Genomic DNA, 25,516 nt, shown 5'->3' with positions numbered 1-25,516 from the left:
TAAGTATCTTATTTTACGATAGTCTGTGTTCTATCTGGACCTACTGAAACTATTTTTACAGGTACACCTACTTCATCTTCGATGAATTTGATATACTCTTTTAGTTCCACTGGTAATTGATCATACTCTGTCAATCCTGTTAAGTCAGCTTTCCAACCTTTTTTCTCAACATAAATTGGTTCAACGTTTTCTGGCTCGATATTGTAAGGTAAGTGAGTGATCTCTTCTCCTTTATACGAGTATTTAGTACATACTTGTAATGATTCAAAACCTGATAATACGTCAGCTTTCATCATGTATAATTCTGTAACTCCATTCACGTCTACTGCGTATTTTAAAGCTACTAGGTCTAACCATCCACAACGTCTAGCACGTCCTGTAACAGAACCGAACTCACGACCTACAGTTGCCATAGTAGCACCGATTTCGTTATCTAATTCTGTAGGGAATGGTCCACTACCAACACGTGTAGTATAAGCTTTAAAAATACCAAATACATTTTTAACTTTATTTGGAGCTACTCCTAATCCTGTACATGCACCTGCTGCTGTAGTAGTAGATGATGTAACGAATGGATATGTTCCAAAGTCAACGTCTAACAGCGATCCTTGTGCACCTTCTGCTAGGACAGATTTACCTTCTCTTAGAGCTGTATGGATATAGTTTTCACTATCGATGAACGTTAATTTCTTTAATTGCTCTACTGCTGCGAAGAACTCTTCTTCTAATTCAGCTAAGTTGTATTGCAATTCTACATCGTGGAACTTAATCATTGCCTCATGCTTATCTGCTAAGTTGCGGTAACGCTCTTTAAAGTCAGCAAGTTCGATGTCTCCAACTCTTAATCCATTTCTACCTGTTTTGTCCATATAAGTTGGGCCAATACCTTTTAATGTAGAACCGATTTTAGCTTTTCCTTTTGCTGCTTCAGAAGCTGCATCAAGTAAGCGGTGAGTAGGTAAGATTAAGTGAGCTTTTCTAGAAATTAATAATCTTGTGTAAATGTCGATGTTGAACTTCTCTAATCCCTCAATCTCTTTGATGAAAACTACTGGGTCAATCACTACACCATTTCCAATGATGTTAATAGAATTTTTATGGAAAATTCCAGAAGGGATAGTGCGTAATACATGTTTAATCCCATCAAATTCTAAAGTGTGTCCCGCGTTTGGTCCTCCTTGAAAACGAGCAATGATGTCATATTTAGAAGTTAGTACATCTACGATTTTACCTTTTCCTTCATCGCCCCATTGCAAGCCTAGTAGTAAGTCTACTGTCATTGTTTGTGTTGTTAAAAAGTTTGAAAATTAGTTGTTGTTTTCCACTTGTTCTTCCTCTTCTACTGTTTTTCTACTTCCGTAGAAGTATAGAGAATGATTGTGGATGTCTATATTAAAGATTTCTTCAATTGTCTTTTTAATAGTCTGTATACGCGGATCACAAAACTCGATTACTTCTCCTGTATCGGTTAAGATAATGTGATCATGCTGTTTATCGAAATATGACTTCTCGTAATGTGCTTGGTTTTGACCAAATTGGTGTCTTCTTACAAGCCCACATTCTAAAAGAATTTCAATAGTATTGTAAAGCGTAGCTCTACTTACACGATAATTTTTATTCTTCATTTTGATATAAAGAGACTCTATATCAAAGTGCTCTTCGCTATCATATATTTCTTGAAGAATAGCATATCTCTCAGGTGTTTTACGATGTCCTCTTTCTTCTAAAAACTTCGTGAACACATTTTTTACGATTTCTTGATTTTTTTCACTTCCCATATTCAAAAATATCTTAGTTGCAAATATAGAGCTATTTTCGTTTGAATTATAATAAATCAAATAAGGTTAGTCTATATGCGAATAAATTATAATTATTTTATGATGGATTTACACGTGTTACTTTTTCTATTCCCTCGATTTTCTTAAGGTTACCCATCATTTTTTTCAGTACATCATTGTTCGGAACGATCACTGTGATAGATCCTTTAAATATTCCAGCATTTTCACTTAATGAGATACTGCGAATATTGATGACTTTACTTTCTATGATAATCTTCGTAATCTCAGTAGTCAGACCAGCAGAATCAAGACCTGTAATATTGATAGTCGCTTCGAAGTTCATCGCTTCCTTAGAATCTACCCAATGTGCTTGGATGATTCTATAAGCATAATTAGATCGCATACTGATCGCGTTAGGACAGTCAGTCTTATGTACTTTTATTCCTTCATTTATCGTTACGAATCCGAATGCATCATCACCTGGTATAGGGTTACAACAAGTAGCTAGCTTGTAATCTAACTTCTCATTGTCTTTACCGAATACAAGTAAATCACCTGTTTTATTAGCAGCTGTATCTGTGATAACTGGGATAGAAGGCGCTCTTTTTATTGTCTTTTTAAAGAAGCTAAATAAAGAGTTGTTTCTATTGGCAGCGTATTCTTTTAACTGAACGTTATCAATGACACCAGCTCCAATTCTATAGAATAAATCTTGACTTGTTTTTAGCTTAAAATAAGCTACCATTTCATTGACCGTTTTTTCGTCTAGATTTACCTTTAGGTGTTTTAGCTTGCGCTGTAGTTGTTCTTTACCATCTTCAGCTATGCGCTTCGTATCTTCATTTAAAGAACTCTTAATCTTGTTTTTAGCACGAGTCGTAGTCACATAATCTAGCCAACTTACGCTAGGTTTTTTGTTTTCTGATGTGATTACTTCTACTTGATCACCACTAGCAAGCACGTGATTTAGGGGTACTAGTCTACCGTTAACACGAGTTCCTCTAGTACGCAAGCCTACCTCTGAGTGTATCGCAAAGGCAAAGTCAAGGGCTGTAGCTCCTTTAGGTAGAGATTTAATCTCTCCTTTTGGAGTAAAGATGTAAATCTCTTTAGCATATAAACTCAGCTTAAAGTCTTCTACAAAATCTACAGCATCTGTTTCCGCATTTTCTAATGCTTCTTTCAGTTGATTAAGCCATCTGTCTAAGCTGTTTTCTTCTGTGATACCTTGTTTATACTTATAGTGAGCAGCATACCCTTTCTCAGCTATTTCATCCATGCGCTCACTTCGTATCTGTATCTCTATCCACCTTCCTTTAGGTCCCATCACTGTGATGTGTAATGCTTCATATCCAGTAGATTTAGGAGCTGATATCCAATCTCTAAGTCTGTTTGGGCTAGGGCGGAAGTGGTCTGTCACAATAGAATAAATCTTCCATGCGATAAATTTCTCATCATGTGGAGTAGACTTATAGATAATACGCAACGCAAATTTATCGTAAACCTCATCAAAGGTTACGTTCTGAGCCTTCATTTTACGACGGATAGAGTAGATAGATTTTGGTCTACCTTTCATAGAATATTCTACTTGCTCTTCGTCTAATGATTTTTTTAATATCTCACTTACAGTCTGTATGTACTGATCTTGTTCCTCTTTACTTTCTTGCATTCTATTGACGATGTCTTGATAGATGCGAGGTTCTGTATATTTTAGACCTAAGTCTTCTAGTTTAGTCTTGATGTTAAATAATCCTAGTCTATGTGCTAAAGGGGCATAGATATATAAAGTTTCAGACGCTATTTTGGCCTGTTTATAATCTACCATGCTTTCCATAGTCTGCATATTGTGAAGTCGGTCAGCTATCTTAATTAAGATTACACGGACATCATCATTAAGTGTCAATAGCATTTTGCGGTAGTTCTCCGCTTGCATTGAGATATGAGGATCTGGTTCTAACAGCGCCATCTTTGTCAATCCTTCAACAATTTTAGCAATTTTAGGATTAAACCATTCTTCTATTTGCTCTACCGTAATATCTGTGTCTTCTACTACATCATGCATTAAAGCAGCTGCAATAGAAGTAGGACCCAAACCGATTTCTGAAGCGACAATTTTGGCCACAGCAATTGGGTGGAAAATATAAGCTTCTCCAGATTTTCTTCTTTGGTCTTTATGAGCTTCAACCGCTACATCAAATGCTTTACGGATTAGTTTTTTATCATCCTCAGATAAGGTCTGATAACTTATTTTTAAAAGCTCTTTGTATTCTTTAGCAATTGCTTTGTTTTCTAATTCAATTTCTTCCTCTGTCATATATAATTCGCAACTTTTATATCTAAAATAGTGTTCATTAAATATAGTGAAAAAACAGTTATAGGAGGACTATGATTTGTTAAAAAAATAGAGATTTATTATTTAGTTTTATTTCTTACACCTTGTTTGTTGTCAATTGATTAGATAGTATATTTGGATTTAAATAAGATTAAGAGAGCTAAATAATAGAGTAAATGATAGTAAAATACTGACTGATAAAGGTGAAATGATAAACTGTATGTTTATGAAAGAGATATATTATATATGATATTGTGTAATTCTTAAGAATAATCTAGTAAATCTCTTTTGTTGTCCTTAATGTATAGGTTTAATCTCATTTGGAATGAGTAAGTAGTAATTAAGACATGAATCTGTAATCACTCCGTTATTTTAGCCAAAATAACGGACTCACTACGGACTCATAACGGACACAGTACGGACTTATACCAAATCAATCTAATACCATTCAGCTAGAAAACTAGAGTAGTTTAGGATAATTAGTTAATCTGAAATATTTTATGAGTCATTAATCTGAAAGTGGCTAAATAACGATTAGAAGTTCTAGAGTGCAATATAATGAAAATAGAATCTATTTTCCCATTGCTCTTCTTCTTTCTGCTACTTCTGACATGTAGTTTTCTATGTAGGGAAGGACTTCTTCTAAAGTAGGAATCCTATTGAAGGTCTGCGCTTTTCTACCAAAGTAACCTCTTAGTTCACTCTGTATTTTTCCATCTTTATTGACTATAGATACAGTGTTGTCCACACTGGCAGTACCTTCGAGTATTAAGGCAAATTGATATAGCTTTTGAGAGCAATATTGAGTATGTTCTATTAGTACATCTATAGGCAGTGTATTTTTAGTAATCTGGGTAGTTAACCCATGGGCTTGATGTAAAGTTGCCTCTTCAGTTGGTAAGTTTAAGAATGGATGACCTACTTGTAGAGGTTGGTTCATTAAAGAATTAGTGTCCTTTTCCCACCAAAAACCTCTTGCGATAACTTCAACAAATTGGTCATGAAACTTAAAGATATAATGCTTAAAATCTGTACGCATATCTTCTACATCACCACCGAATTCATAAGCTCTTCCATAATGACTTTTTTCATATTTATATCGTTCCATCTGCCATTTTGAATGTTGTACTACATAAACCCAAGGCACTTCCTTATCTTCTGTCCAGTCATCTGGATAGGGAAGATATTCTCCACGACATACTCGTATCGCATCTAGATTACTAAATGTGATACGTCCGTACTGCTCATCTTCTGTGTTAAAGTAGATACCTGTAAGTTCGTCACCATACAGTACAGTAGGTGATAATACATAGTCTGCTTCTATTGGTACTGTGATACCTAGTGCATATTCAGTTTGATTCATTTGTTTTATGCTTTGTTGTCAAGGCGCATACGCATAGAGATATTAAAGGTCTCAAACCCTTCTCTTAGGTATAGGTCTATTGCTTTATTATTTTGAGAGAGAACACTTAGTTCAAAGTAGTTTACCTTATTTTGAACTCCCCATTCTTTGACAGTTTGGATTAGCTTCTTTCCATAGCCTTTTCCGCGACTATCTGGGTTAACGACTAAATCCAATAGGTAAACTAAACGTTGCTGCACAAAGCAGTTATAGGGTGGTGCGCTCTGTAACTGTGCTATAGCAAAGCCTTGAACTTCTTTATCGTCTTCTGCTACAAAAATAATAAAATCATTTTCTCCTTTGATAACACTTTCTATAAAAGCAGTGTCTTGCTGAGCTACCTTCATATAGGCAGGCTCTAATGCTGCCATTCCGTCAAAGAGGGTACTGTATAGTTTATGTATCGCAGGGATGTCGTCTAAGTGTGCTTTTCTTATCATGGGTTGTAGTATTAAATGACTAAAATATAGGTTTATCATTAGACTGACTAGGACATATGATATTTTTATATGAAAGGAGTTGGTAGCATAGGTTATATTTTTATCTTAGTAGGTAGCTGACCATAGTATTTCTTAAATGCTGTGGAGAAGTGGTGACTGTGTTTATAACCTACATACTCTGCTATCTCGTAGATATTATACTCTCTACTTTTTATCATTTCTAAAGCTTTCTGCATGCGCAGGTCATGGATATACTTAAACGTAGTCGTTCCGAAGAGTGTTTTAAAGCCTTTCTTTAGTTTGGTTTGATTAATACCTACTCTCAACGCTAACTCTTGTATTGTGAAGTCTTTGTTATAATTATCTGTGATATACGATTTGATTTCGTGTAGCGCCTGTTCATCTTTTCGGTGAAGGCTTAATTCTTTATGGGGTCTATTATAACTCCAATTGTGGTATTGTAATAAATGAGCTTCCTCTACTTTATTATTGATATAGTGTTCTGCAAGTTTTCCTTGATATGGATTAGAGATAAGCTGTTGTAATACTTGTAATGTATTAAGATTTAAGTCAAAGATGAGTTTAGAAGATTGGCTACCTAATAGCTCTTCTAAGTATTCTTTTTCTTCTTCAAATAAGTTGGTGACAAAGGTTTTGTTTACGGCTATTTCTAAGAATTCTCCTCTTTTGTCTTTTGCTGTTTTCATAATGTGTTCATAAGGAACAGCTTTTTCTTTAAACAATAGAGCCCCTTGCTCATGAATGTTGAGGTTGTCATGGTTTAAGGTTAAGCTACTTCCTTGTATACAGCTACATGTAAGAATAGATTCTTTAGTAGGGAGTACAGTGTGATAGAAGTCTTCTTCGGCAGTATATACCCCGTGTTTAATACTCGCTATAGCAGTATGGATTACTGTAATATCCATAGTATGTGTAGCTCCTACTATATGATGACTATCTACGATTAAGTTCCCTTGATTATTTCCTTGTAACATAGCTTATGTTTCTTATCATCTGCAAAAATAAGTTTTTATATTGGTTTTAAATAAGTTGTTAGTGAAATGATTTGTAGTTAGTTATGATACTTCTTCTCACGTTGTTTTATGACCTTATAGCGTTGTCTAGTAAGTATAATTCTTTAGGAATTTTGTAAGATAATAATAGCTTAGTTGAGGTAAAGCTTAAAACTAAGCTTTTAAAATGTGTTTTATGATTTTTAAAGACAAATGGTTTATACTATTTATTTTATTAGTAGCAACGATACTCTCTCCTTTAGATTTTTATATTGTTAATTTAGCATTGCCTTCTATACAACACTCACTTCGATCGAGTAGTAGTGAACTGCAGATGATAGTTTCTTTCTATACTAGTGCTTATGCTGTGTTTCAGATATCAGGAGGAAGATTTGGAGATATCTATGGAAGGAGAAAGATATTTATAATTGGATTAATAGGTTTTATTAGTTCATCTGTACTCTGTGGTCTCTCTCAATCTCCTGTGATGATGATTATAGGTAGAGTATTACAAGGGGTATCAGGAGCAGTTATGATACCACAGGTTTTGGCTATTCTGCATACGCTTTTTGATGAAAGAGAAAAGCGTTTAGTAATGGCTTTGTATAGTTTTACTTTTGGGATAGCCGCCGCATTAGGACAATATCTTGGGGCAGTATTGATAGAGTGGAATGTGTTTAACTTAGGATGGCGTGTGATATTCTTAGTTAATCTGCCTGTGGGGCTATTTGCGTTGGTCATGGCAATTATAGCCTTGCCTAAACAAGAGTTTAAGTCAATAGAGAAAGTCGATTATGGAGGGACTGCTTTGTTAAGTTTAGGATTAATGAGCTTTATCTATCCTTTGACTACTATAGTGGAGAGGGGAATAGATATACAGACTATAGTATTCTTAGTTGCTTCAGTAGTATTTTTGTATTTGTTTGTCAAGGTTCAGTATAAGCGTAAACAAGAAGAAAAGAGCATTTTAGTAGACTTTACTATCTTTAAGTTTAAGAATTTAAAACTAGGAGTAATTACAAGCTTTCTATACTATGCAAGTGGAGTGTTTTATTTAGTATTAGGTATTTATTTACAAGAAGAATTACACTGGACAAGTATGGAGGCAGGTAAGGCTATTATTCCTTTTGGTATTGGATTTATTATTATGTCGTTGAGCTCTTCTTTAATAAGTAAGTACTTTAAGCAGACTATACTTTCTTTAGGATTAGTTGTGTATGGAATAGGTTTCTTATTATTACTATATACTTTGTATAGTTTTGAGCCCTTTTTGTTTAAGGTTGATTTATTTGTAATTGGATGTGGAATGGGATTGACATTAGCATCTGTAGTTCGATTAAGCTTAAGTAATATACCTGTTCAGTTCGCAGGATTAGCTTCAGGAGTTGTCAATTGTGGTTTGCAGATAGGTTCAGCATTTGGAGTAGCTGCTATTGGAAGTGTGTTTTTTGGCATTGCTCAAACTATAGATTATACTTTAGCGTTTGCAGTAGTGCTGGCTTTAATTTGTGTATTATTACTAATAGCTTTGTTTTTGAGTTTTGGCATTGTCAAAGCTCTAAAAGAGTAATAAGAAACGCCCTTGCAAATCATTGCAAGGGCGTTTCTTATTATATCTTATACCTCATTACAGTATGAACAGGCTCGAAATGTTCTTTGAGATATAACTCATAAGCACGTTTGTTTTGTTCTACTACAAGAAGCTCTATGTAGTCTACTTGTTTATCTTTTGCCCATAGTTTAACAGCATCAATTAATTGCTTCCCAATTCCTGAGCTACGATACTCAGGCTCTACATAGATATCAGCAAAGTTGAGGTATCTATGTTGCACAAAGCATTCATAAGGTAAAGTATGCTCTATAAACAAAGCAACCATACCAATCAGTTGCCCATTATCTACAGCGACTAAGAAGTCCCATTCATCCGATTGTATGGTTTCTTCTAAGAATTCAATAGCAGGTAGATCAGCTTTAAAGTAATCAGGTTGATATTCTTGCATTACTACAAACTGCTTTTGATAAAGCAATTGTAATTGAGGTATATCTTCTAATCTAGCAGGACGTATTTGTATCATATTATTTAAACCATTTACTTAAAAAGTTTTTCAATGTGTTTTTGCTTTTAAGATCTAAAGGAACATCTAAATCGTGTTCTTTAGCTATATCTAAGTAATAAGCCAACTTTTCACTGTTTTTAAACTTCTCATCATAGGCATAAATATACAACAAATCAGTAGTAGCATATACATAACCTTTTTCCACAGCTTGTTCAAAGTATTCAATGGCTTTAGCCGTATCTTGTTTAACTTCATAACCAAGGTTATAGAATTTACCCATTAAGAAAGAACCTAAATGATCTTCTTCTTTAAGGTCTTTTTTAATATACTTCAACGCTTTTTTATACTCACCAAGAAGGTAATAACAATCAGCAATATAATTAGTCACATAGAAGCCCCATGTTTTGTCTAAAGGAAGAAAGTACTTTAGTGCTTCTTTAAAATCTCTTTCAACTCCCTCTGCGCCTTCATAGTAAATATAAGCTAAGTTTAACTTAGCTTGACTATTTCCTCTTTCAGCTCCTAATTTATAATATTTTATAGCTTGTTTACTGTCATAAGCTACTCCTAAGGCTTCAAAATACATATAACCAATGTTTGTAGCAGAATAATGATTACCCAACTCAGAAGCCTTTAAAAATAACTTTAATGCTTTAGGATAATCAAGATGTTCTTCTTCAGTTAAATATTTGTACCCTAAGTCTTGCAAGAGATCATCATTGTTTAATTCTTCTGCAAAGCTCAGTAATTGTTCATACAACTCTGTAAAGTCATTTTCTAAGTAATAATCTTTAATCTTAGTAATATAAAAAGGTTCTAAATTTTTATAATCCCTTAGTGTAAATTGTTTTGACTGTACTGTAAAAGAAGGTTTAAACAAACCTACTTCACCTTCCTGATTGTAATGCATTCGAGTAGCTAATGCTATTAATTGGGTATTAGATAATAGTTGCAAACTATTGTCATGCCAAGTATATACACCATTGTTTTTGTAAATAATAACAGGGTAGGTACTTTTGTTTAGAGGGTGTATTGTTATATAACTACATCCTTCTACTAATGGTATTTCTTCTTCTGTTCTTATTAATGACCATTGATTGTTTTTTAATGCATACAAATCATCTGCCACATTTTTTAAGTCTGTACAAACTTGTAATGGAGTAGTCCATACCCGTCTGTTACAATCATAAATACCTTTTTTCTTGCCAGAACTTACATATACTTCACCTATTCTAAGATTGATATCCATTAAGATATACTTTTCTATACGACCTTTTATAGGTGCGAATAAGTTTTGTTGTAACTCAATATCATAGATAGACATTCCAGCATCAGTGATTACTTTAATACATTTCTCCGATAACCCTTCTGCTGTTTTTACATTATCTAAGACAAGTTCTCCCTGTGCATTAATAATTTTCTTGAGTTTTGTGCCATTTGTTGAAGGAACTAATAAGCAATTACCTGTACCAATATCTGTGATATCACTAAAATCAAAGTTACCTATAAAACTATACTCGTTAGAATACATGATGTTTTTATTCTTCTGTTTTCCACAGAAATATTGATAATAGTATTCGAATGGAGCAGTAGAGGTAAACGGTATACACTCTTTTCCCTTATAATTAAATACAGCGTATAAATCACCTTGTAGAACATTGTAATAATCGTCTTTTAGTAGCTCTATTTCATCGTAGATAAAGTCTGTGATATAAGATTGAGATGTAAGATTATATAGTGCATATTTCTCTTCTTTCTTTAAAGAACAAGTTATTATGGTGTCATAGTTTTCAGGATCATCAGTATTACTCTGTACATAAGTGATACCCGTATCACTCACATAGTCCCAAACAGGCTCTAAGACAATCTTTCCTGTTTTATCTATTAATCCACATTTATCATTTAAAATAATATAAGCTAATCCACTTTCTTCAAACTCCCCAATTCCATCATAAATAGCAGGTAGAATAATCTCTCCATCAAGTTTTTTTATTCCCCAACGCTCGTTCTCTTCAAAGTGTAAAAAGTCATAGTTTGGTTGAAAAGCAACTTCTAACCAATCCCATCCATAGTTAGCATTATCATTATTAAGATACTCTTGGAATGTACTAAAAGGAAAGAAGTAACTTGCAATATCAGAGTTGTTGAATTGCTCTACGCTAGCATTACTGTCTAATAGCTCTTTAAACTCAGCAGCTAATCGCTCTATAGTAGCTAAATATTCTTTAGCTAGAGCTTTATGGCTACCTTCACTCATATTATAGACATCAGAACCATCAAGTACAAAGCTATCTCCCTCTAAATTATTGAAGTAATATAGTTGCTTTTGATAAGACTCAAAATAACTAGGTTGATGTTCTTTAGGAACGAGTATATCTATATTCGATTGTATCCACTGATGAAACTGTTTAAATAAAGGCATGGCTTCTTTCATTCTGAAGTATAGAAGGTAAGAAGGTTTTAGACTGTAATCTTTTAACTCTTTAGATTGTACGGGAATGCAGAATAGGGGAAAGAAGAATAAAGGTATTTCATATTTCCACTCTCCTACAAAATGATATTCTACTTCTCCTTGTGATGTTAAGTCTATATTAGTTACGATATGTCTGTGTCCCATGTTACTTTATTTTTGCATTCAAAAATAGAATAAAAGTTACAAATATTTATAGCTGTTTATAGCTAATTGGAAGTATAAAAAAAGCACCTTGGATAAGGTGCTGTATATCTTGTTATTTAAAATCTCGTTGGCGTTTTGCTTCGAACAGTAAGATAGAAGCAGCTACAGATACATTCATGGAGTCTATCACCCCACTCATAGGTATGATAATATTCTTCGTACTAGCATCTCTCCATTCTTGAGTAAGTCCAGTAGCTTCTGTACCTACTACGAATGCAGTAGCTTCTTTATAATCTCTTGTATGATAAGAAGTCGAATCTTGTAATGTAGCACAGTAGATATTGATACTGTGTTTTTTTAGAAAGGCAATAGCATCCGTAGTAGAAGCCATGGCTATCTGATTTGTAAAAACACATCCTACACTAGAGCGAACTACATTAGGATTATAGATATCACTTTTAGGGTTAGCGATGATGACAGCATCTATATTAGCCGCATCAGCAGTTCTAAGTATAGCACCTATGTTTCCGGGTTTCTCTGTAGCCTCAGCTACTAAGATTATAGGGTTCTCAGAAAGCTTTAGATCCTCTAGGTCTAATGATTTTGTATGTGCGATAGCTATTACCCCTTCAGTTGTATCTCTATAAGCTAGTTTCTGATATACATCTTTAGATATTTCTATTAGCTCTGTTTCTCTTGAAATAAAAGATCGTAGAGAGGTCTCAGACACAAGGTCAGGATAGAATAAAAGAGTCTTTAATGAATATCCTCCTTTAGTTGCTAATTCTATTTCTCGAAGCCCTTCAATAACAAATGTACCTGATTGTTTCCTATTTCTAGATTTTTCTTGAAGTTGAACAATGCTTTTAATCAAGGTGTTTTGTGAGCTTTCTATTTTTTTAATCATCATATTATAAGGTACCCTTAGCTTTGATTTGCAGGTATTTATTAATCGTGTTTATGGATAATTCTTCAGGAGCAGTTAGTATAGATTGAATACCATATTTGGTTAATTCATTTACTATTAAACGCTTTTCAAAGTTAAATTTTTCTGCAATTACTTTGTCAAAAATATCATCTGTGTTTTTAGCCTTTTTTTCAGTCAGTTTAGTTAACTCTGTATTCTCAAAGAAAACGACTAATAGAACGTGATTTTTTGCAATAGCTCTTAGGTAAGGCAACTGTCTTTTTAAGCTAGACAAGGATTCAAAATTAGTGTAAAGAATAATCAAACTACGATGTGTAATCTTATGTCTAATATGCGCATATAGTTTTCCGAAGTCACTTTCTACAAAGTTAGTATTGACTCTGTATAATTGTTCCATGACTTTTTGCAATTGACTTATTTTACTTTCAGCAGGAAGTTGGTTTGTGATATTCTCTGAGAAAGTCATTAATCCTACTTTGTCATTTTTCTTAAGAATAACATTAGATAAGGCTAGGGTTGAGTTAATCGCATAATCTAGTAAAGACAAACCATTAAAAGGCATCTGCATCACACGCCCTCTATCGATAATATTATAAACAGACTCTGTATTCTCATCCTGAAATTGGTTGACCATTAATTGACTAGATTTAGCCGTTGCTTTCCAGTTAATATTGCGTATATCATCTCCTAATACATATTCCTTTATTTGTTCAAACTCAGTAGTAGTACCTATCTTTCTGATTTTCTTCATCCCAAAAGCATACTTGTTTTTAGAAAAAGCAATCAAATCATATTTCTTCATCTGAATGAAAGAAGGGTAGGTAGCTAAGGTAACGTCATCACAAAAAACAAATCTTCTAGATACTAATTTAAGAGGACTAGATATATATACGTTTAACTTTCCGAAGACATACTCTCCTCTAGTCGTAGGTCTTAAGGTATAGCTAAGTGTTTTTTGTTCCTTAGGAGCCAAGGTTTTAGTGATTTCAAAATCTCTTTTCTGAAATTGAAAAGGAATCTCATCTATAATATCGCATTGTACTGCGATATTATATTTATTCTCTATGGAGATATAGATGGTATTATCATCACCATTAGATAGCTTTTCGGGTAAGATACGCACAGCATCTACTTTATTCTTCTTGTTGAACAACAGGGTGATATCTACCAATATGATAGCAAAAAATAATACAAATAACCCCCAAACAACTTTATACAGTATTGGAAATATAAAGGCAAGTACAAATAGAGCTATAATAGCCCCTAAGACCATATACACTCGTTTTTGTAAATAAAGTTGCTTGAATAATTTAAACATAAGTATTGTTTTTATTATCTAGGAATATCTATTGATTCGATGATTTGATTAATAATATCATTGGCTGTCACTCCCTCCATCTCTCTTTCAGGAGATACTATTATACGGTGCTTTAGTACTGGTATAGCAGCTTCTTTAATATCCTCAGGTGTTACAAAGTCTCTGTTGTTAATAGCAGCGAATCCTTTTGCGGCATTCAGGATGGCAATAGAGGCACGAGGAGAAGCTCCTAGATATAACAATGGATTAATACGAGTATCAGCAACAATCTTAGCAATGTATTCGATGATCTTTTCTTCAACGATAATCTCTTTGATTAGCTTTTGGAAAGAAATGATTTCATTAGGAGTAACTACTTTATTGATCATCGTAGTTTTCTTTTTATCTAATAATTCATGTTCTCTCTGAACGATGGCGATTTCTTCTTCTAATGAAGGATAGTCTATATTAATCTTAAATAAGAAACGGTCTAATTGCGCTTCAGGTAATCTATAAGTACCTTCTTGTTCAATAGGGTTTTGAGTAGCGATTACTATAAATGGTTCATTCATTTTATAAGAATGTCCATCTATTGTGATTTGGCGTTCTTCCATTACTTCAAACAGCGCAGCCTGAGTTTTGGCAGGAGCACGGTTTATCTCATCGATTAAGATTAGATTAGAGAATATTGGACCTTTTTTAAATTCAAATTCACTTTTTTGCATATTGAAAATTGAGGTACCTAATATATCAGAAGGCATTAAATCAGGCGTGAACTGAATACGGCTAAAGCCCATATCGATAGTTTGAGCTAATAATTTAGCAGAAAGTGTTTTGGCTACTCCAGGTACACCTTCTAATAGAATATGCCCATTAGCCAATAGAGATACAATGATTTGATCTATCGTTTTATCTTGACCAACGATTACTTTCTGTATCTCACTTTTGATTCCTTTTACCTTCTCTTGTAACAAACTCAAATCTAGTCTAGATTCGAAATGTAAGTTTTCTTCTGGGGTTACTGTATTTTCCATAGTATATCTTTAATCAATGATTTTCTCAATTATTTTGTTTAATTCGATTAGCATTTCTTCTGATGCATGGTGTGGGGCAGCTTTAAACTGCTCTATAAACCTGACAAATTTGACGATATCTTCTTTGTCTTTCTTGGTTTTGGTATGCAGGTTATTGATAAATACTTCATCTAGTTTAGTGGTGTCTAGCCAATGTACACGTCTTATTTTTTCTAAGGTGTATATAATGTGCTTATTGATCAAGTCTTCATAGTCTTTATTTTGAATATAAAGATTAGACACTGTTTTGGTAAATTCAACAGTGGTGTTAGACAGCGGTGTGATAATCGGTATTACTCTCTGCTTCCTTTTTGCAGTGAAAATGATAAACACAAACAAGGTTCCAAGGAAGAAATACCATGCCCATGTCAAGGCTGGATGTTTAAACACAAATCTAAGAATAGAAGTAGAGTGGTACTCATTATCTCCTGGTAATCTAGATACAGTGAAGTAGGTGTTCTGTTGAGGTAAGTAAGATAATACACCCTGTACATAAAGGTGATTATTACTTTCTAACAAATTATAGTTTGTAAATGCAATAGGTTGAAGCCCTAATATGAGTTGACCTGATCCCTCTTTATAACGAATGAGGTTAGGATATTTGACTCCTTTATACTTTAAGTATCCTAGCACCTCTACCTTGGTACGTAGAGAATCTGGAATATCGAAGTAGTTCGTATTTAAGTCTTTTAGCTGAAACGAATAGGTAGAAATATTCGGATTAGCCAATGTCACTGACACCTTATCCTGATCTAATAATTCTTCTCTTAACGTATATTGTAGATAGTCTGTCTCTATCCCCTCTATTAACCCATCTATATTATCTTGAAAGATAACAGCAGTGTTTCCCTTTGCGATATAGTGATGTAGATTTACTCTAGCGAAAGAGTCTATATACCCATAGTTCTTTAAAGAGAACAGTGTGTTAGTGTGTATACTATCATACTTTTTATCTTTAAAGAAGTCATAGACATTTCCAGTGATTCTGATTACACTATCATTAGGAAACACTTTGTCTATTTCCTGATCTAGTATATATGTCCCAAAGGGAATTTTATGTGTATTATCTAAAGTTTCGCGCCAATCTATCGGATCTACTTTATTAGACTCTATAAAATAAACAAAGCCCATAATCACGATAAAAAGGAACAACATTATTTTTGTTGATTTACTCATTTTAGCTTTGTTTTAGTATAGTGTCAAATGACTGTTTTGCACGGTTAAACTCAGATTCTTCTATTTCAAATTCTCCATACCATATATTGTTATATAGATAAGAAAGATACTTAAAATTCTCTTTTAGTTTACTATCTTTTATTTCGTTTTGATAGTCAGAGTTCGTTTTTTCGATATGCCATTCGATCTCCTCTTTTTCTTGTAATCTCTGTAGTAGCCATAGGTAATAGTAACGAATACTTAGACGGTATTGTTGCTCCGCAATGGTCTTGTTTAATAGAGAAGGGAAGTCCACTACTTTAAGGTTTAACTCAATTTCATCGACCTGTATCTCCATCTTTTTAGCGCTCTTCTTGAATAGCCAATAGGCATCTTTCTGAATAACAGCTCTTATGATATAATAAATTAAAAGAAAGATAACTAGTATCCCTGCTATTCTATAAAAAACTTGCAAACGGCTACTTGTTTCATAGTCAATATCAAATTGTCTAAAGAAGTCAGTTAATTGCTGATTTAACCATCGCTTAAAGCGCTTCCAAATAGAGTCTTTGTTAAGTTCTTCTTTATAGTCAAAGTCAGGATCTTTCTTGTATTTCTTTTTATAATCTGTTTCAAATTTAGTAGGTACTATATCTGTACTCGTCTCTTCTAAGTATGGAAGTACATTGACAGGTTTAGCCTTGATAACTCCAGCTTCATGAGCAGTCGCAGAGATGTCTTCTTCATCTTGTGAAGATTCTACATCAGATACAATAGTATCCTGCTCTACCTGCCCAAAATGAGGCGTAGCAAATGATAAAAATAATAGTATAAATAAGAATCTCTTCATTAGTTTTTTCCAATCATATCAATGTCTGCATGAGACTGTGTATTTTCTTTTTGCTCTCTGATGCTGTAGTAAACTAATCCTTGATTAATCAACATTATATTATTCATCACGAAAGATACTAGTGTACTTAAGATAATTATACCGATGAGCATTAGTTTAAAACCTTGTGTCTCTTCTAGATCATAAGAACTTTTTTCACTGAATATTGTTCCTCCATAGAACATGATTTGAGTGATAATGTTTAGCGTCATTGTAACGATTTGTATTATTAGATAAACTAAGAAAGTGTTCCCTATGATAATCCAGAATTTACTTTTCAGCATATAGTAAGCTGTTTGATAAGACTCATAGATTCCACTTCTATTGGTCACATATTCATAATAAGCCAAGTTTATCCATGAAGCAACAGCAGGCATCATAATCAGTAAAAGGGGAATCCCTATTAATAAAAAGATTAAAACAGCCGCGATAGAGAAAGCAATTATAATTAAGGGAAATATAGTAAAAAAAGAAGCAAGTGCGAAACCAAGTAATCTCCAAATATCCTTTTTTAGAGGATTAATCACATGCTTTATATCTTGGTAATCCTTAGGGTGTTCTACCATCGCTTTTAGATAGTATACAGGATATGACATAGCGATAATACTTATAAGAATAGTAACAACCGCCGCTACTAAGATAATTAAGAAGAATAGCCCTGCGTTATTGTCTATAAATGCATCTATTGCTGAATTTTTTGCACTACTAGATGCTGCAAATACCATATCAAATAAAAAGTAAGTACATACAAATAAGACTAGTAATAATATACCACATAGGGTAAAGTAATTTTTGAAGAATGGTTTTCCTTCTATTTTAAAGAATGAAATCGTATCATTCATTAAGTCACTAAAATCTCTTTTTTTAAAAACAACAAACATAGATTATAATTTAATAAGTTTTGAATACACTCTTCTCGGATAGATGAAGAAGTAATAAATAATGATAGAGAATGTACCTAGTATAATAATATAGTTTAGTACATCAGGCATCTCTTTAGCATAGCGTGTTATAAAGCCCTCTATAAAAGCAGCTGTGATAACGAATGGTACCATCGCTAAGAATATTTTAAATCCATTCTTAAACCCTCGAATAAAGGAGTTTTTTCTCGAGAAGGTCTTAGGAAATAGAAGACTTCCCCCAAATACAAAGCCTGCAAATGCCTCAATGATAATCCCTGTAATCTCTATAGCACCGTGTAACCATATTCCTCTAAAGCTATCCATAAAAGCATTTTCTTTGATAAACATATATTGGAATGCCCCTACCATAATACCGTTATAGAGTAGATAGAATAGTGTACCTAATCCAGCGAAGATTCCGTATATAAAAAATTGTAGAGACACATATAGATTGTTAAACGCTATACCTATAAAGCTTCCCCAGTTACTACCAGACTTATAGATACCCATCGCGTCATCATTCTGTATATTATCTAATGTTAGATTAACATAATGATCTCCTAATATTAAACGAATAAACTCTAAATCATAATGAGCAGAAACAAAACCGATACCTACAATAATCAGAAAGGTTAGTACAGAAAAGTAAAGATAATTTCGATTTTCATGCACAACTAGAGGAACTTCTGTCTTAAAGAAATAAATAAGTCTATTTTCTTCAATACGTTTTGTTTTGTAAATTTTTTGATAAGTTTGCGCTGCTAAAATATTGAGATATTGTGTAACTTTACTCTTGGGATAATAAGTTTGCGCATAGGATAAATCATTCATTAACTGAATGTACATATCGGCCAAGTAATCAGGTTTATGAATTGAGTTAGAATATATTGTATGTTCATATTCAATCCATTTTTCTTTATTATATTTGATAAAAGCGACTTCTCTCATTTAAAAGCAGATAATTTATGGCTAATTTAACAATAAATACAACACAAAATATCAAAATAGAATTTAAAACTGCATCTATTGGTGAAAGAATGATTGCTTCTATTTTAGATCTTATTTTTAAGGGATTGTATTTGATTCTGATTTTTTATATTGTAAGTCAACTAAGAATAGTTAATGCTTTTATAGATGAGTGGTCTAAAATCGCGGTTATGATTCTCATCGCTTCTCCTGCTTTGTTTTATACTCTATTTTTTGAGACGATTATGCAGGGAGCCACTCCAGGTAAGAAGGTTATGAGGATTAAGGTGATTAAGATAGACGGGTACGAAGCTTCTGTAGTAGACTATGCTAGCCGTTGGGTAATGAGATTAGTAGATTTTTGGATAGGTTCAGCAGCAGTTGGTTTGATTACAATTATATGTACAGATAAGAGTCAGCGATTAGGTGATATTTTAGCAGGTACAGCAGTGATATCTGTCAAAGAAAGATTACTTTTGTCATCCACTATTTTTCAGGAAGTAGAGGAGGAGTACACCCCATTATTTGCGCAGGTGTTAAGTTTGACAGATAAAGATGTTTATATTATAAAAGAAGCTTTAACTACTTTTAAAGCAAATAGAGATCACGAGTTATTACAGAAACTAGTCGTGAAACTTAAGAGCGTACTAGGTATAGGTGAGCTGAAGACACTCTCTGATCAGGAGTTTATAGAAACCGTATTAAAAGACTACAATTATTTAACAGCTAAGGTTTAGCGCATTATTTTTATACTATTTAATGTTTAATTTTTTCGATATTTTAGATTTGCTCGGAACATTAGCTTTTGCAATTTCGGGAGCATTAGCAGGGCGTGAAAGAAGGTTAGATCTGTTTGGGATGACTATTTTAGCATTCGCGACAGCTATTGGAGGAGGGACTATCAGAGATATGATGATCGGATGGACACCTGTGATGTGGCTTACTAATCTTAGTTATTTTTATGTAACCTTATTAGGGGTAGCTATGGCTATTGTGTTCTATAAGAAGTTTAACTTCTTGCGTTATTCTCTTTTCCTATTTGATACCATAGGTATCGCTGTGTTCACACTAATCGGTATAGAGAAAGGGATGACAGTAGGCTTACACCCGATTATCTGTGTTACCTTAGGTACGATTACTGCTTGTTTTGGAGGGGTTATTCGCGATATTTTAGCGAATAAGATTCCACTTATTTTTAAACAAGAGATCTATGCCACAGCATGTATCCTTGGAGGTTTAGTTTATTATTTACTAAACTATTTTGAGCTGAGTAAGGATATCTTATACGTAGGTACAGCAGGTATTATTATTCTGATTAGAGTATTAGCTGTGAAGTATAAGTGGAGTTTGCCATTTGCGAATGTGTAAGCTTGCTTTCTTAGAATAAATAACTAAAGAAAGAATATAAAGTGTATAGTACATATCATGATGTAGTATACACTTTTTTTTATTGAGTATATTAGCGATGAGTAAACAGGGATAAATGTACTAGACTAGAAGGCTTCATATTAGTAATAGTGTATTGTAGAACAATCTGTTAATTATGATATAGTCAATAGTGAATCAATATAATTTAGTTAAGTTCGGTAGTTCGAATTTTGTCTTACTCTGGGAGCATTCTTGTTCTTGTTTCCCTTGATTTGAGTCCGTAGTGAGTCCGTTATGAGTCCGTAGTGAGTCCGTTATGAGTCCGTAGTGAGTCCGTTAAATCAAGTAAAATAACGGACACAATATAGACTTATAGCATTATCATATAGTTTTTATACAAAACGAGACTAGAATATCATACGTACTTCAGTGCAATAGAGCGCTAATCCGAATCTTTGGATGATATGCGTTAGAAACTAAGTGTGGTTAATCTAATGCTAAGATAAAACATGAGATCTATTATGATTAGAAAATAGTTTACTAATTAGGTTAGCGATAGGTACTAATATAAGGATAGTAGCTAACCCAATAGTGTTATACCATAGATAATGAATAGGAGTAGTGATGTATAGGGTAATAATAGTGATTTGAGTTAGTAAAATGGTGTAAAACAAAGCTTTATTATTGTTTTTAAAGTACATGGTCACTAGTAAAATACCAAGTAGAGTTCCTGAAAACAGAGAAGAGTACGCCCATAGTATTTGGATAAGATTTAAAAATACGGGAATATTATATACTATAATCAGAGCAAGGATAATAATAATAAGCGTAATGATATCATGATATCTTTTGTTATCTGGATGAGGCAGAGCACTTGACTTGGTCTGAGATAACAGTTTTTTTGTTTTTTTTGATAGCCAATTTATTTCGTGAAATCCTATCGAAAGTAAACAGATAAAAAATAAAGCCATGATAACACCTGCTATCCCTGTGGGTACATGAAAGTTGATGAAGTGAAGAAGTATAAAGTCAGAATCATTCACTTCTACATTATGATTCGCCTTTTTAATTAATTTTTTTGCTTCTAGTTGAAGTTTATTTGCATTTTCTGTTAAGCTTAGTATTTGATCTTTTAGTATTTGATTACTATAGTTCTGATAGATTTGCCCACTATATAAGAAGCTAGCTTCTTTCTTTAAGTTCAATATTTTTTGATACTCTTGTTTGATTTGATCGTATTGTTCAGCATATTCAGATTGATAGACTGTGTGCACGTTATGAGGGTTATAATGTAAAGGTGCATCGTTAAACTGGTAAAATGTAAATAACACACACCCTGTCAATAGAATAAAGAAATGAAAAGGGACATTGAATAACCCATTGATAATCAATCCATCCTTAGTCTTATCAGAGTATTTACTCTGTCTATATATCTGTAGAATCTTTGTATCTATAGATAATAGGGCGACGAATAGTATAGTACCATTTACTAAACATTTAAGCAAGTCAAACTTATCTTTTAGAGCAAGATCGCTATCGATCACAGTAAGTTTATCAAAAGAGGCGGTGAAGCTTAATGTATCTTCTAGATACATACCTTCTGGTAGTTTGTATAATATGGTCAGAAAGATGATAGTCGTTATTATAATGGCGTATAATAACTGGTTTCGTCTAGGGAATAAATTGGTTTTGTTTTTAAAAAGAATGTTCAGAACGATAAAAATTGCACTTATGATTAAGAGTAAGATTTTGAAATCTATTTTTAATAAAATAGAGAGTATCATAGCCGTAGCATAGAATGTAATAGTAAGAACAAGTAATCTTAGGATTAGATAAATAATGCTGGTTAAGTAATAGACTCTTTTATTAGACTTCGCCTTGATGTATTCAAATGCGCTTTTAGTATTGTGTTTTTTGTATTTTGGGATAATTAAGAATATAACTATAAATACAGCTAAGGGAATACCTAGATACAGCTGTAGGAATGTCATTCCCTGTGAATAAGCTTGTCCTGGAAGAGAGATAAAAGTGTATATAAAAGATTGTACCGCTATAATCTTGAAACCATAGTGTAGTGTTGACTTTTCGTAAATAGAGTTGTTATCTGCTTTATTAAGTTTAAAGTGCTTAATGGTGATAACGATAAATAAAATTAGTATAAAAATACTCCAATCAATTGCATTCATTTCAACGAAATTAAGAAGGGATAAATAACAAATGATATTGTGGTACTGGCCTTTATATAGCTAGAATAGAATCTATGATCTTCTATAAAGAGTACAGTATAGATAAGTGTTTGTGTTCTGAAGTAGTTTTATTGATTAGTTTTAACTTTATAAAAAAAAGACTAGTAAAACCTATAAATAGGTTAACTAGCCTTTCTTCTACTACCATTTGACTATTTAAACCGAAATGGTAAATACAAAATTTGTGCCACTATTATATTGTAGGATTGTCTATATCCTCTTTTTTATTGACTATAACAATTCCCTTTTGTAATAATAAACTGTTAGGATAAGAGATCTTCTCGTTCTCTGTAGTGAGTAATATAGTACAGAATGCTTTGATATCAATGATTTTAGCTTCTATAGGGAAATCTTTGTCTTGTAATCTGATGGTATCTCCTATTCTAAATGGAAATGAGAAGAATAATAAGATTCCTGCTGTGATATTACTTAATAAAGACCACTGAGCGAACATCGCTACCCCTATTACTGTAAATACAGATGTAAGTGTAACCATAAAATTCTCTGGTTGAACTCCCCAAATCGTTAGTACGAGAATTAAAAAAATAACCGATAAAAGTGTATTAAATAATCTGATAATCAGTAGTACTCGGCTATCTTTACGCTGCTCTTTAGTAGAGAAAGATCGGATGATATATCCTATTAACTTTCTACAAGGAATATATAGAACTAATGTAATTACAGTTGCTATAATTTCTGTGTAATATTCTTTTAGCATATTTAGTTTTTAATGAATTTTAGTAATTCCTCTACAAGTTCTTTAGTAGGTAAGCCTACTATATTAGTATAAGAACCATCTATTTTATCTATGCCTACTAATCCTATCCATTCTTGTATACCATAAGCCCCAGCCTTGTCATAAGGTTTGTATTGGTCTATATAGAAATAAAGGGCTTCATCAGATAGATCAGAGAAACTCACTTTAGTAATACAGTGGAATACACTTACGCTCTCCTTGCTCTTTAAACATACAGAACTGATTACTTCATGCTCATGACCACATAAGCTCTTTAGCATGGTATAGGCTTCATCTCTATTTTCAGGTTTGCCTAGTGAAGTATGATTATTCCACACAGTAGTATCACTGGTAATGATGATTTCGTTATCGTGTAATATTTCTATAGCATCAGCCTTTGCTTTTGCAATATAGTCAGTGATTTGTTCTCTTACCAACTCTTCAGGATAAGACTCATCTATATCCGAAGCTCGGACTGTAAAAGAGAACCCTAAGTCCGTTAAATATTGTTTACGTCTAGGGGAGTTAGATCCTAGTACGATGTTATAATCCTTAAATAGCTTATTAAGCATAATATTTATTAGTCAAATTTAGCGTTAAAGTGTTGAAACCACTTTTGTTGTGTTTTCATGACTTGTTCGATCACATCTCTAACAGCCCCTCTGCCACCGTTAAGATGAGAGATATACTTAGAGATTCTTTTTATTTCTGGTGCAGCGTCCTGTGGAGCAGTAGGCAGTGCTACTTCTTGCATGATATGATAGTCTGGTATATCATCTCCCATGTATAATACGTTATCAGGATTGATATTATTAGCTGCTATATATTCTTTAAATACTTTTACTTTATCAGGTACCCCTAAGTAGATGTCTTTCACACCAAGGTTAGCAAACCTCGTACGCACACCTTCATTACTACCTCCTGAGATAATACATACATTATATCCATTTTCGATAGCAGCTTTCATCGCATATCCATCTCTAATGTACATATCTCTTAGTAAATTTCCTTCTTGTGTTACGTGAACAGTACCATCTGTTAATACACCATCTACATCAAATATGAACGTAGTGATGTCATTCATTATCTCTTTAAAATGTTTAGACATTAGTTATTTTGTATTGAATTAGTTATGAGTTGATATATTTCTTTTTTTATAGGGTCATTTAGCGCTTCTAGATGACGGTCTATAGTTCCTTGATCATTACGTGCAGCTGGTCCTGTCTGTGCTTCTCTAGGCGATAAGGTCTGTACCTTAGTCGCTGTCTCTAAGATAAGAGGCTTTAGAATGTCAAAGGGCACCATATTCTCTTTACAAATATCTTCACCTAGTTTAAAAAGATGATTGGTGAAGTTGTTTACAAATACTGCTGCTAGGTGTATAGACTGTCTCTGGTCAGTAGAGATTTTATATACTCTTTCAGAAAAAGATAAAGCTAACTTTTCTAAAAGTTCAAAATCTTGTTTGTTACTAGCTTCGATACAATAAGGGATAAGGCTGAAATCAACCTCCTTATCGATAGAGAAAGTCTGTAGCATATAGAAGACTCCTTTTCTACTTGTGGTAGCAATAGAGTTCATCGGCATTGTCCCAGAAGTATGAACCACAAAGGCATCTTTTAAAGGGATGGTAGAGGATACTTCTTCTATAGCATCATCACTAACAGCAATGATAAAAATATCTGCAGGTTTTAGCTCATTGATATCTGAAATAATTTGATTGTGAGAGACTAAGTCCTTAACTTTGTTAGGAGTTCGTGCATACACTTGTTGTAAACAAATATTGTCGTGTTCTAAAAAGTTTAGTATCAAGTGATGAGCAACTTTGCCAGAACCTAAAATGGATATTGTAATCATAGCAGTAAAGTTTAGCATTTATTTGTAAACAGATAGTGTGTAAAAATAATAATTTGTAATGAGAAAAGATATAGAAAACATAGAAGATATTAAGGTATTAGTAGATACCTTTTATGGAAGAGTACAGGAGAATGAGTTTATCGGCCCTATTTTTAATAGTAAACTAGAGGGGAGATGGCCTGAGCATTTAGAGAAAATGTACGCCTTCTGGCAAACTATTCTATTAGAAGAGTATACATATAGAGGAAAACCTTTTCCTCCTCATGCACAGCTACCTGTAGAAGGCGAGCATTTTGAAGAATGGAAGAGAATCTTTAATGGTACGGTGGATGAACTATATGAAGGAAAAATAGCTGATGAAGCGAAGTGGCGAGCAGAGCGTATGGCTGCGATGTTCTTAAGTAAAATAGAATACTTTAGAGAAGCAGGGATGAAGCCATTGGAGTAAAGAAGAATATAG

At 33.2% G+C, this 25,516-nt stretch carries 24 protein-coding genes; 4 read left to right on the top strand and 20 right to left on the bottom strand.

Features of this window, described 5'->3' with window-relative positions; genetic code table 11:
- Positions 1 to 8: 8 nt before the first annotated feature.
- The 6 genes from AABL87_RS10985 to AABL87_RS10960 form a co-directional block, all read right to left on the bottom strand.
- Complete coding sequence (locus tag AABL87_RS10985; protein ID WP_006259442.1) at positions 9 to 1,280, bottom strand: adenylosuccinate synthase; 1,272 nt, start codon at positions 1,278 to 1,280, stop codon at positions 9 to 11.
- 27 nt (positions 1,281 to 1,307) lie between these two features.
- Complete coding sequence (locus AABL87_RS10980) at positions 1,308 to 1,778, bottom strand: Fur family transcriptional regulator (protein WP_006264998.1); 471 nt, start codon at positions 1,776 to 1,778, stop codon at positions 1,308 to 1,310.
- 97 nt (positions 1,779 to 1,875) lie between these two features.
- The gene (locus AABL87_RS10975; protein WP_006264999.1) at positions 1,876 to 4,092 is read right to left on the bottom strand and encodes a RelA/SpoT family protein; all 2,217 of its coding nucleotides are present in this window, start codon (positions 4,090 to 4,092) and stop codon (positions 1,876 to 1,878) included.
- A gap of 589 nt (positions 4,093 to 4,681) precedes the next feature.
- Positions 4,682 to 5,473 (bottom strand): hypothetical protein, encoded by a 792-nt coding sequence (locus AABL87_RS10970; RefSeq protein ID WP_341277336.1) that lies wholly within the window; start codon positions 5,471 to 5,473, stop codon positions 4,682 to 4,684.
- A gap of 5 nt (positions 5,474 to 5,478) precedes the next feature.
- Complete coding sequence (locus AABL87_RS10965) at positions 5,479 to 5,952, bottom strand: GNAT family N-acetyltransferase (RefSeq protein ID WP_341277335.1); 474 nt, start codon at positions 5,950 to 5,952, stop codon at positions 5,479 to 5,481.
- 92 nt (positions 5,953 to 6,044) lie between these two features.
- Entirely contained in the window at positions 6,045 to 6,947 is a 903-nt protein-coding gene (locus AABL87_RS10960; protein ID WP_058699477.1) for a helix-turn-helix transcriptional regulator, read from the bottom strand.
- A gap of 214 nt (positions 6,948 to 7,161) precedes the next feature.
- Between AABL87_RS10960 and AABL87_RS10955 the strand changes: the two genes are divergently transcribed.
- On the top strand, positions 7,162 to 8,535 hold the full coding sequence (locus AABL87_RS10955) for an MFS transporter (protein ID WP_058700030.1): 1,374 nt from the start codon (positions 7,162 to 7,164) through the stop codon (positions 8,533 to 8,535).
- Between the two features lie 40 nt (positions 8,536 to 8,575).
- Here AABL87_RS10955 and AABL87_RS10950 read toward each other — a convergent pair whose 3' ends face one another.
- From AABL87_RS10950 to AABL87_RS10910, 9 genes are all read right to left on the bottom strand, one after another.
- Positions 8,576 to 9,040: a GNAT family N-acetyltransferase gene (locus tag AABL87_RS10950; RefSeq protein ID WP_006263182.1), complete on the bottom strand. Its 465-nt coding sequence runs from the start codon at positions 9,038 to 9,040 to the stop codon at positions 8,576 to 8,578.
- Position 9,041: 1 nt separating this feature from the next.
- A complete protein-coding gene (locus AABL87_RS10945; protein ID WP_058699478.1) occupies positions 9,042 to 11,639 on the bottom strand; it encodes an SEL1-like repeat protein in 2,598 nt (865 codons plus the stop codon).
- Positions 11,640 to 11,751: 112 nt separating this feature from the next.
- On the bottom strand, positions 11,752 to 12,546 hold the full coding sequence (locus AABL87_RS10940) for a TrmH family RNA methyltransferase (RefSeq protein ID WP_006265005.1): 795 nt from the start codon (positions 12,544 to 12,546) through the stop codon (positions 11,752 to 11,754).
- Between the two features lie 4 nt (positions 12,547 to 12,550).
- Complete coding sequence (locus tag AABL87_RS10935; protein WP_058699479.1) at positions 12,551 to 13,885, bottom strand: DUF58 domain-containing protein; 1,335 nt, start codon at positions 13,883 to 13,885, stop codon at positions 12,551 to 12,553.
- Between the two features lie 14 nt (positions 13,886 to 13,899).
- Positions 13,900 to 14,898, bottom strand: coding sequence for an AAA family ATPase (locus AABL87_RS10930; RefSeq protein WP_006259431.1), 999 nt, complete (start codon positions 14,896 to 14,898; stop codon positions 13,900 to 13,902).
- A gap of 9 nt (positions 14,899 to 14,907) precedes the next feature.
- Positions 14,908 to 16,113 (bottom strand): hypothetical protein, encoded by a 1,206-nt coding sequence (locus tag AABL87_RS10925; protein ID WP_071307256.1) that lies wholly within the window; start codon positions 16,111 to 16,113, stop codon positions 14,908 to 14,910.
- A 1-nt stretch (position 16,114) separates the two neighbouring features.
- Entirely contained in the window at positions 16,115 to 16,942 is an 828-nt protein-coding gene (locus tag AABL87_RS10920) for a DUF4129 domain-containing protein (RefSeq protein WP_071307257.1), read from the bottom strand.
- Complete coding sequence (locus AABL87_RS10915) at positions 16,942 to 17,862, bottom strand: hypothetical protein (protein WP_071307258.1); 921 nt, start codon at positions 17,860 to 17,862, stop codon at positions 16,942 to 16,944. The genes AABL87_RS10920 and AABL87_RS10915 overlap by 1 nt, the downstream gene beginning before the upstream one ends.
- Positions 17,863 to 17,865: 3 nt before the next feature.
- Positions 17,866 to 18,831 carry a stage II sporulation protein M gene (locus AABL87_RS10910; protein ID WP_039329125.1) on the bottom strand — a complete coding sequence of 322 codons (966 nt, stop codon included), beginning with the start codon at positions 18,829 to 18,831 and terminating at the stop codon, positions 17,866 to 17,868.
- A 17-nt stretch (positions 18,832 to 18,848) separates the two neighbouring features.
- On the opposite strand from AABL87_RS10910, the gene AABL87_RS10905 reads away from it, so the two are divergent.
- Complete coding sequence (locus AABL87_RS10905) at positions 18,849 to 19,586, top strand: RDD family protein (RefSeq protein ID WP_071307259.1); 738 nt, start codon at positions 18,849 to 18,851, stop codon at positions 19,584 to 19,586.
- A 22-nt stretch (positions 19,587 to 19,608) separates the two neighbouring features.
- Positions 19,609 to 20,217: a trimeric intracellular cation channel family protein gene (locus tag AABL87_RS10900; protein ID WP_006259425.1), complete on the top strand. Its 609-nt coding sequence runs from the start codon at positions 19,609 to 19,611 to the stop codon at positions 20,215 to 20,217.
- Positions 20,218 to 20,714: 497 nt separating this feature from the next.
- On the opposite strand, the gene AABL87_RS10895 is transcribed toward AABL87_RS10900, so the two are convergent.
- The 5 genes from AABL87_RS10895 to AABL87_RS10875 all read right to left on the bottom strand — a co-directional run bounded on the left by AABL87_RS10895 (position 20,715) and on the right by AABL87_RS10875 (position 25,056).
- Positions 20,715 to 22,403: a hypothetical protein gene (locus AABL87_RS10895; protein ID WP_039329127.1), complete on the bottom strand. Its 1,689-nt coding sequence runs from the start codon at positions 22,401 to 22,403 to the stop codon at positions 20,715 to 20,717.
- A 253-nt stretch (positions 22,404 to 22,656) separates the two neighbouring features.
- Positions 22,657 to 23,181: a mechanosensitive ion channel domain-containing protein gene (locus tag AABL87_RS10890; protein WP_006263195.1), complete on the bottom strand. Its 525-nt coding sequence runs from the start codon at positions 23,179 to 23,181 to the stop codon at positions 22,657 to 22,659.
- 2 nt (positions 23,182 to 23,183) lie between these two features.
- On the bottom strand, positions 23,184 to 23,771 hold the full coding sequence (locus AABL87_RS10885) for a Maf family nucleotide pyrophosphatase (protein ID WP_006263196.1): 588 nt from the start codon (positions 23,769 to 23,771) through the stop codon (positions 23,184 to 23,186).
- Between the two features lie 8 nt (positions 23,772 to 23,779).
- Entirely contained in the window at positions 23,780 to 24,307 is a 528-nt protein-coding gene (locus AABL87_RS10880) for a KdsC family phosphatase (RefSeq protein WP_006263197.1), read from the bottom strand.
- Positions 24,307 to 25,056, bottom strand: a complete 750-nt coding sequence (locus tag AABL87_RS10875) for a Rossmann-like and DUF2520 domain-containing protein (protein WP_006263198.1) — start codon at positions 25,054 to 25,056, stop codon at positions 24,307 to 24,309. The genes AABL87_RS10880 and AABL87_RS10875 overlap by 1 nt, the downstream gene beginning before the upstream one ends.
- Positions 25,057 to 25,114: 58 nt before the next feature.
- On the opposite strand from AABL87_RS10875, the gene AABL87_RS10870 reads away from it, so the two are divergent.
- Positions 25,115 to 25,504 carry a group III truncated hemoglobin gene (locus AABL87_RS10870; RefSeq protein ID WP_006259418.1) on the top strand — a complete coding sequence of 130 codons (390 nt, stop codon included), beginning with the start codon at positions 25,115 to 25,117 and terminating at the stop codon, positions 25,502 to 25,504.
- Positions 25,505 to 25,516: the final 12 nt, after the last annotated feature.

This window comes from Myroides sp. C4067 (assembly GCF_038039665.1).
Lineage (GTDB): Bacteria > Bacteroidota > Bacteroidia > Flavobacteriales > Flavobacteriaceae > Flavobacterium > Flavobacterium odoratimimum.
Note: the sequence above shows the minus strand (reverse complement) of the source record. Positions and strands in the feature narration are given on the sequence as shown.

Bases quoted from the DNA above. Each gene is read 5' to 3' on its own strand.
- AABL87_RS10985 (WP_006259442.1), bottom strand. From the start codon at position 1,280: ATGACAGTAGACTTACTACTAGGCTTGCAATGGGGCGATGAAGGAAAA.
- AABL87_RS10980 (WP_006264998.1), bottom strand. From the start codon at position 1,778: ATGGGAAGTGAAAAAAATCAAGAAATCGTAAAAAATGTGTTCACGAAG.
- AABL87_RS10975 (WP_006264999.1), bottom strand. From the start codon at position 4,092: ATGACAGAGGAAGAAATTGAATTAGAAAACAAAGCAATTGCTAAAGAA.
- AABL87_RS10970 (WP_341277336.1), bottom strand. From the start codon at position 5,473: ATGAATCAAACTGAATATGCACTAGGTATCACAGTACCAATAGAAGCA.
- AABL87_RS10965 (WP_341277335.1), bottom strand. From the start codon at position 5,952: ATGATAAGAAAAGCACACTTAGACGACATCCCTGCGATACATAAACTA.
- AABL87_RS10960 (WP_058699477.1), bottom strand. From the start codon at position 6,947: ATGTTACAAGGAAATAATCAAGGGAACTTAATCGTAGATAGTCATCAT.
- AABL87_RS10955 (WP_058700030.1), top strand. From the start codon at position 7,162: ATGATTTTTAAAGACAAATGGTTTATACTATTTATTTTATTAGTAGCA.
- AABL87_RS10950 (WP_006263182.1), bottom strand. From the start codon at position 9,040: ATGATACAAATACGTCCTGCTAGATTAGAAGATATACCTCAATTACAA.
- AABL87_RS10945 (WP_058699478.1), bottom strand. From the start codon at position 11,639: ATGGGACACAGACATATCGTAACTAATATAGACTTAACATCACAAGGA.
- AABL87_RS10940 (WP_006265005.1), bottom strand. From the start codon at position 12,546: ATGATTAAAAAAATAGAAAGCTCACAAAACACCTTGATTAAAAGCATT.
- AABL87_RS10935 (WP_058699479.1), bottom strand. From the start codon at position 13,885: ATGTTTAAATTATTCAAGCAACTTTATTTACAAAAACGAGTGTATATG.
- AABL87_RS10930 (WP_006259431.1), bottom strand. From the start codon at position 14,898: ATGGAAAATACAGTAACCCCAGAAGAAAACTTACATTTCGAATCTAGA.
- AABL87_RS10925 (WP_071307256.1), bottom strand. From the start codon at position 16,113: ATGAGTAAATCAACAAAAATAATGTTGTTCCTTTTTATCGTGATTATG.
- AABL87_RS10920 (WP_071307257.1), bottom strand. From the start codon at position 16,942: ATGAAGAGATTCTTATTTATACTATTATTTTTATCATTTGCTACGCCT.
- AABL87_RS10915 (WP_071307258.1), bottom strand. From the start codon at position 17,862: ATGTTTGTTGTTTTTAAAAAAAGAGATTTTAGTGACTTAATGAATGAT.
- AABL87_RS10910 (WP_039329125.1), bottom strand. From the start codon at position 18,831: ATGAGAGAAGTCGCTTTTATCAAATATAATAAAGAAAAATGGATTGAA.
- AABL87_RS10905 (WP_071307259.1), top strand. From the start codon at position 18,849: ATGGCTAATTTAACAATAAATACAACACAAAATATCAAAATAGAATTT.
- AABL87_RS10900 (WP_006259425.1), top strand. From the start codon at position 19,609: ATGTTTAATTTTTTCGATATTTTAGATTTGCTCGGAACATTAGCTTTT.
- AABL87_RS10895 (WP_039329127.1), bottom strand. From the start codon at position 22,403: ATGAATGCAATTGATTGGAGTATTTTTATACTAATTTTATTTATCGTT.
- AABL87_RS10890 (WP_006263195.1), bottom strand. From the start codon at position 23,181: ATGCTAAAAGAATATTACACAGAAATTATAGCAACTGTAATTACATTA.
- AABL87_RS10885 (WP_006263196.1), bottom strand. From the start codon at position 23,771: ATGCTTAATAAGCTATTTAAGGATTATAACATCGTACTAGGATCTAAC.
- AABL87_RS10880 (WP_006263197.1), bottom strand. From the start codon at position 24,307: ATGTCTAAACATTTTAAAGAGATAATGAATGACATCACTACGTTCATA.
- AABL87_RS10875 (WP_006263198.1), bottom strand. From the start codon at position 25,056: ATGATTACAATATCCATTTTAGGTTCTGGCAAAGTTGCTCATCACTTG.
- AABL87_RS10870 (WP_006259418.1), top strand. From the start codon at position 25,115: ATGAGAAAAGATATAGAAAACATAGAAGATATTAAGGTATTAGTAGAT.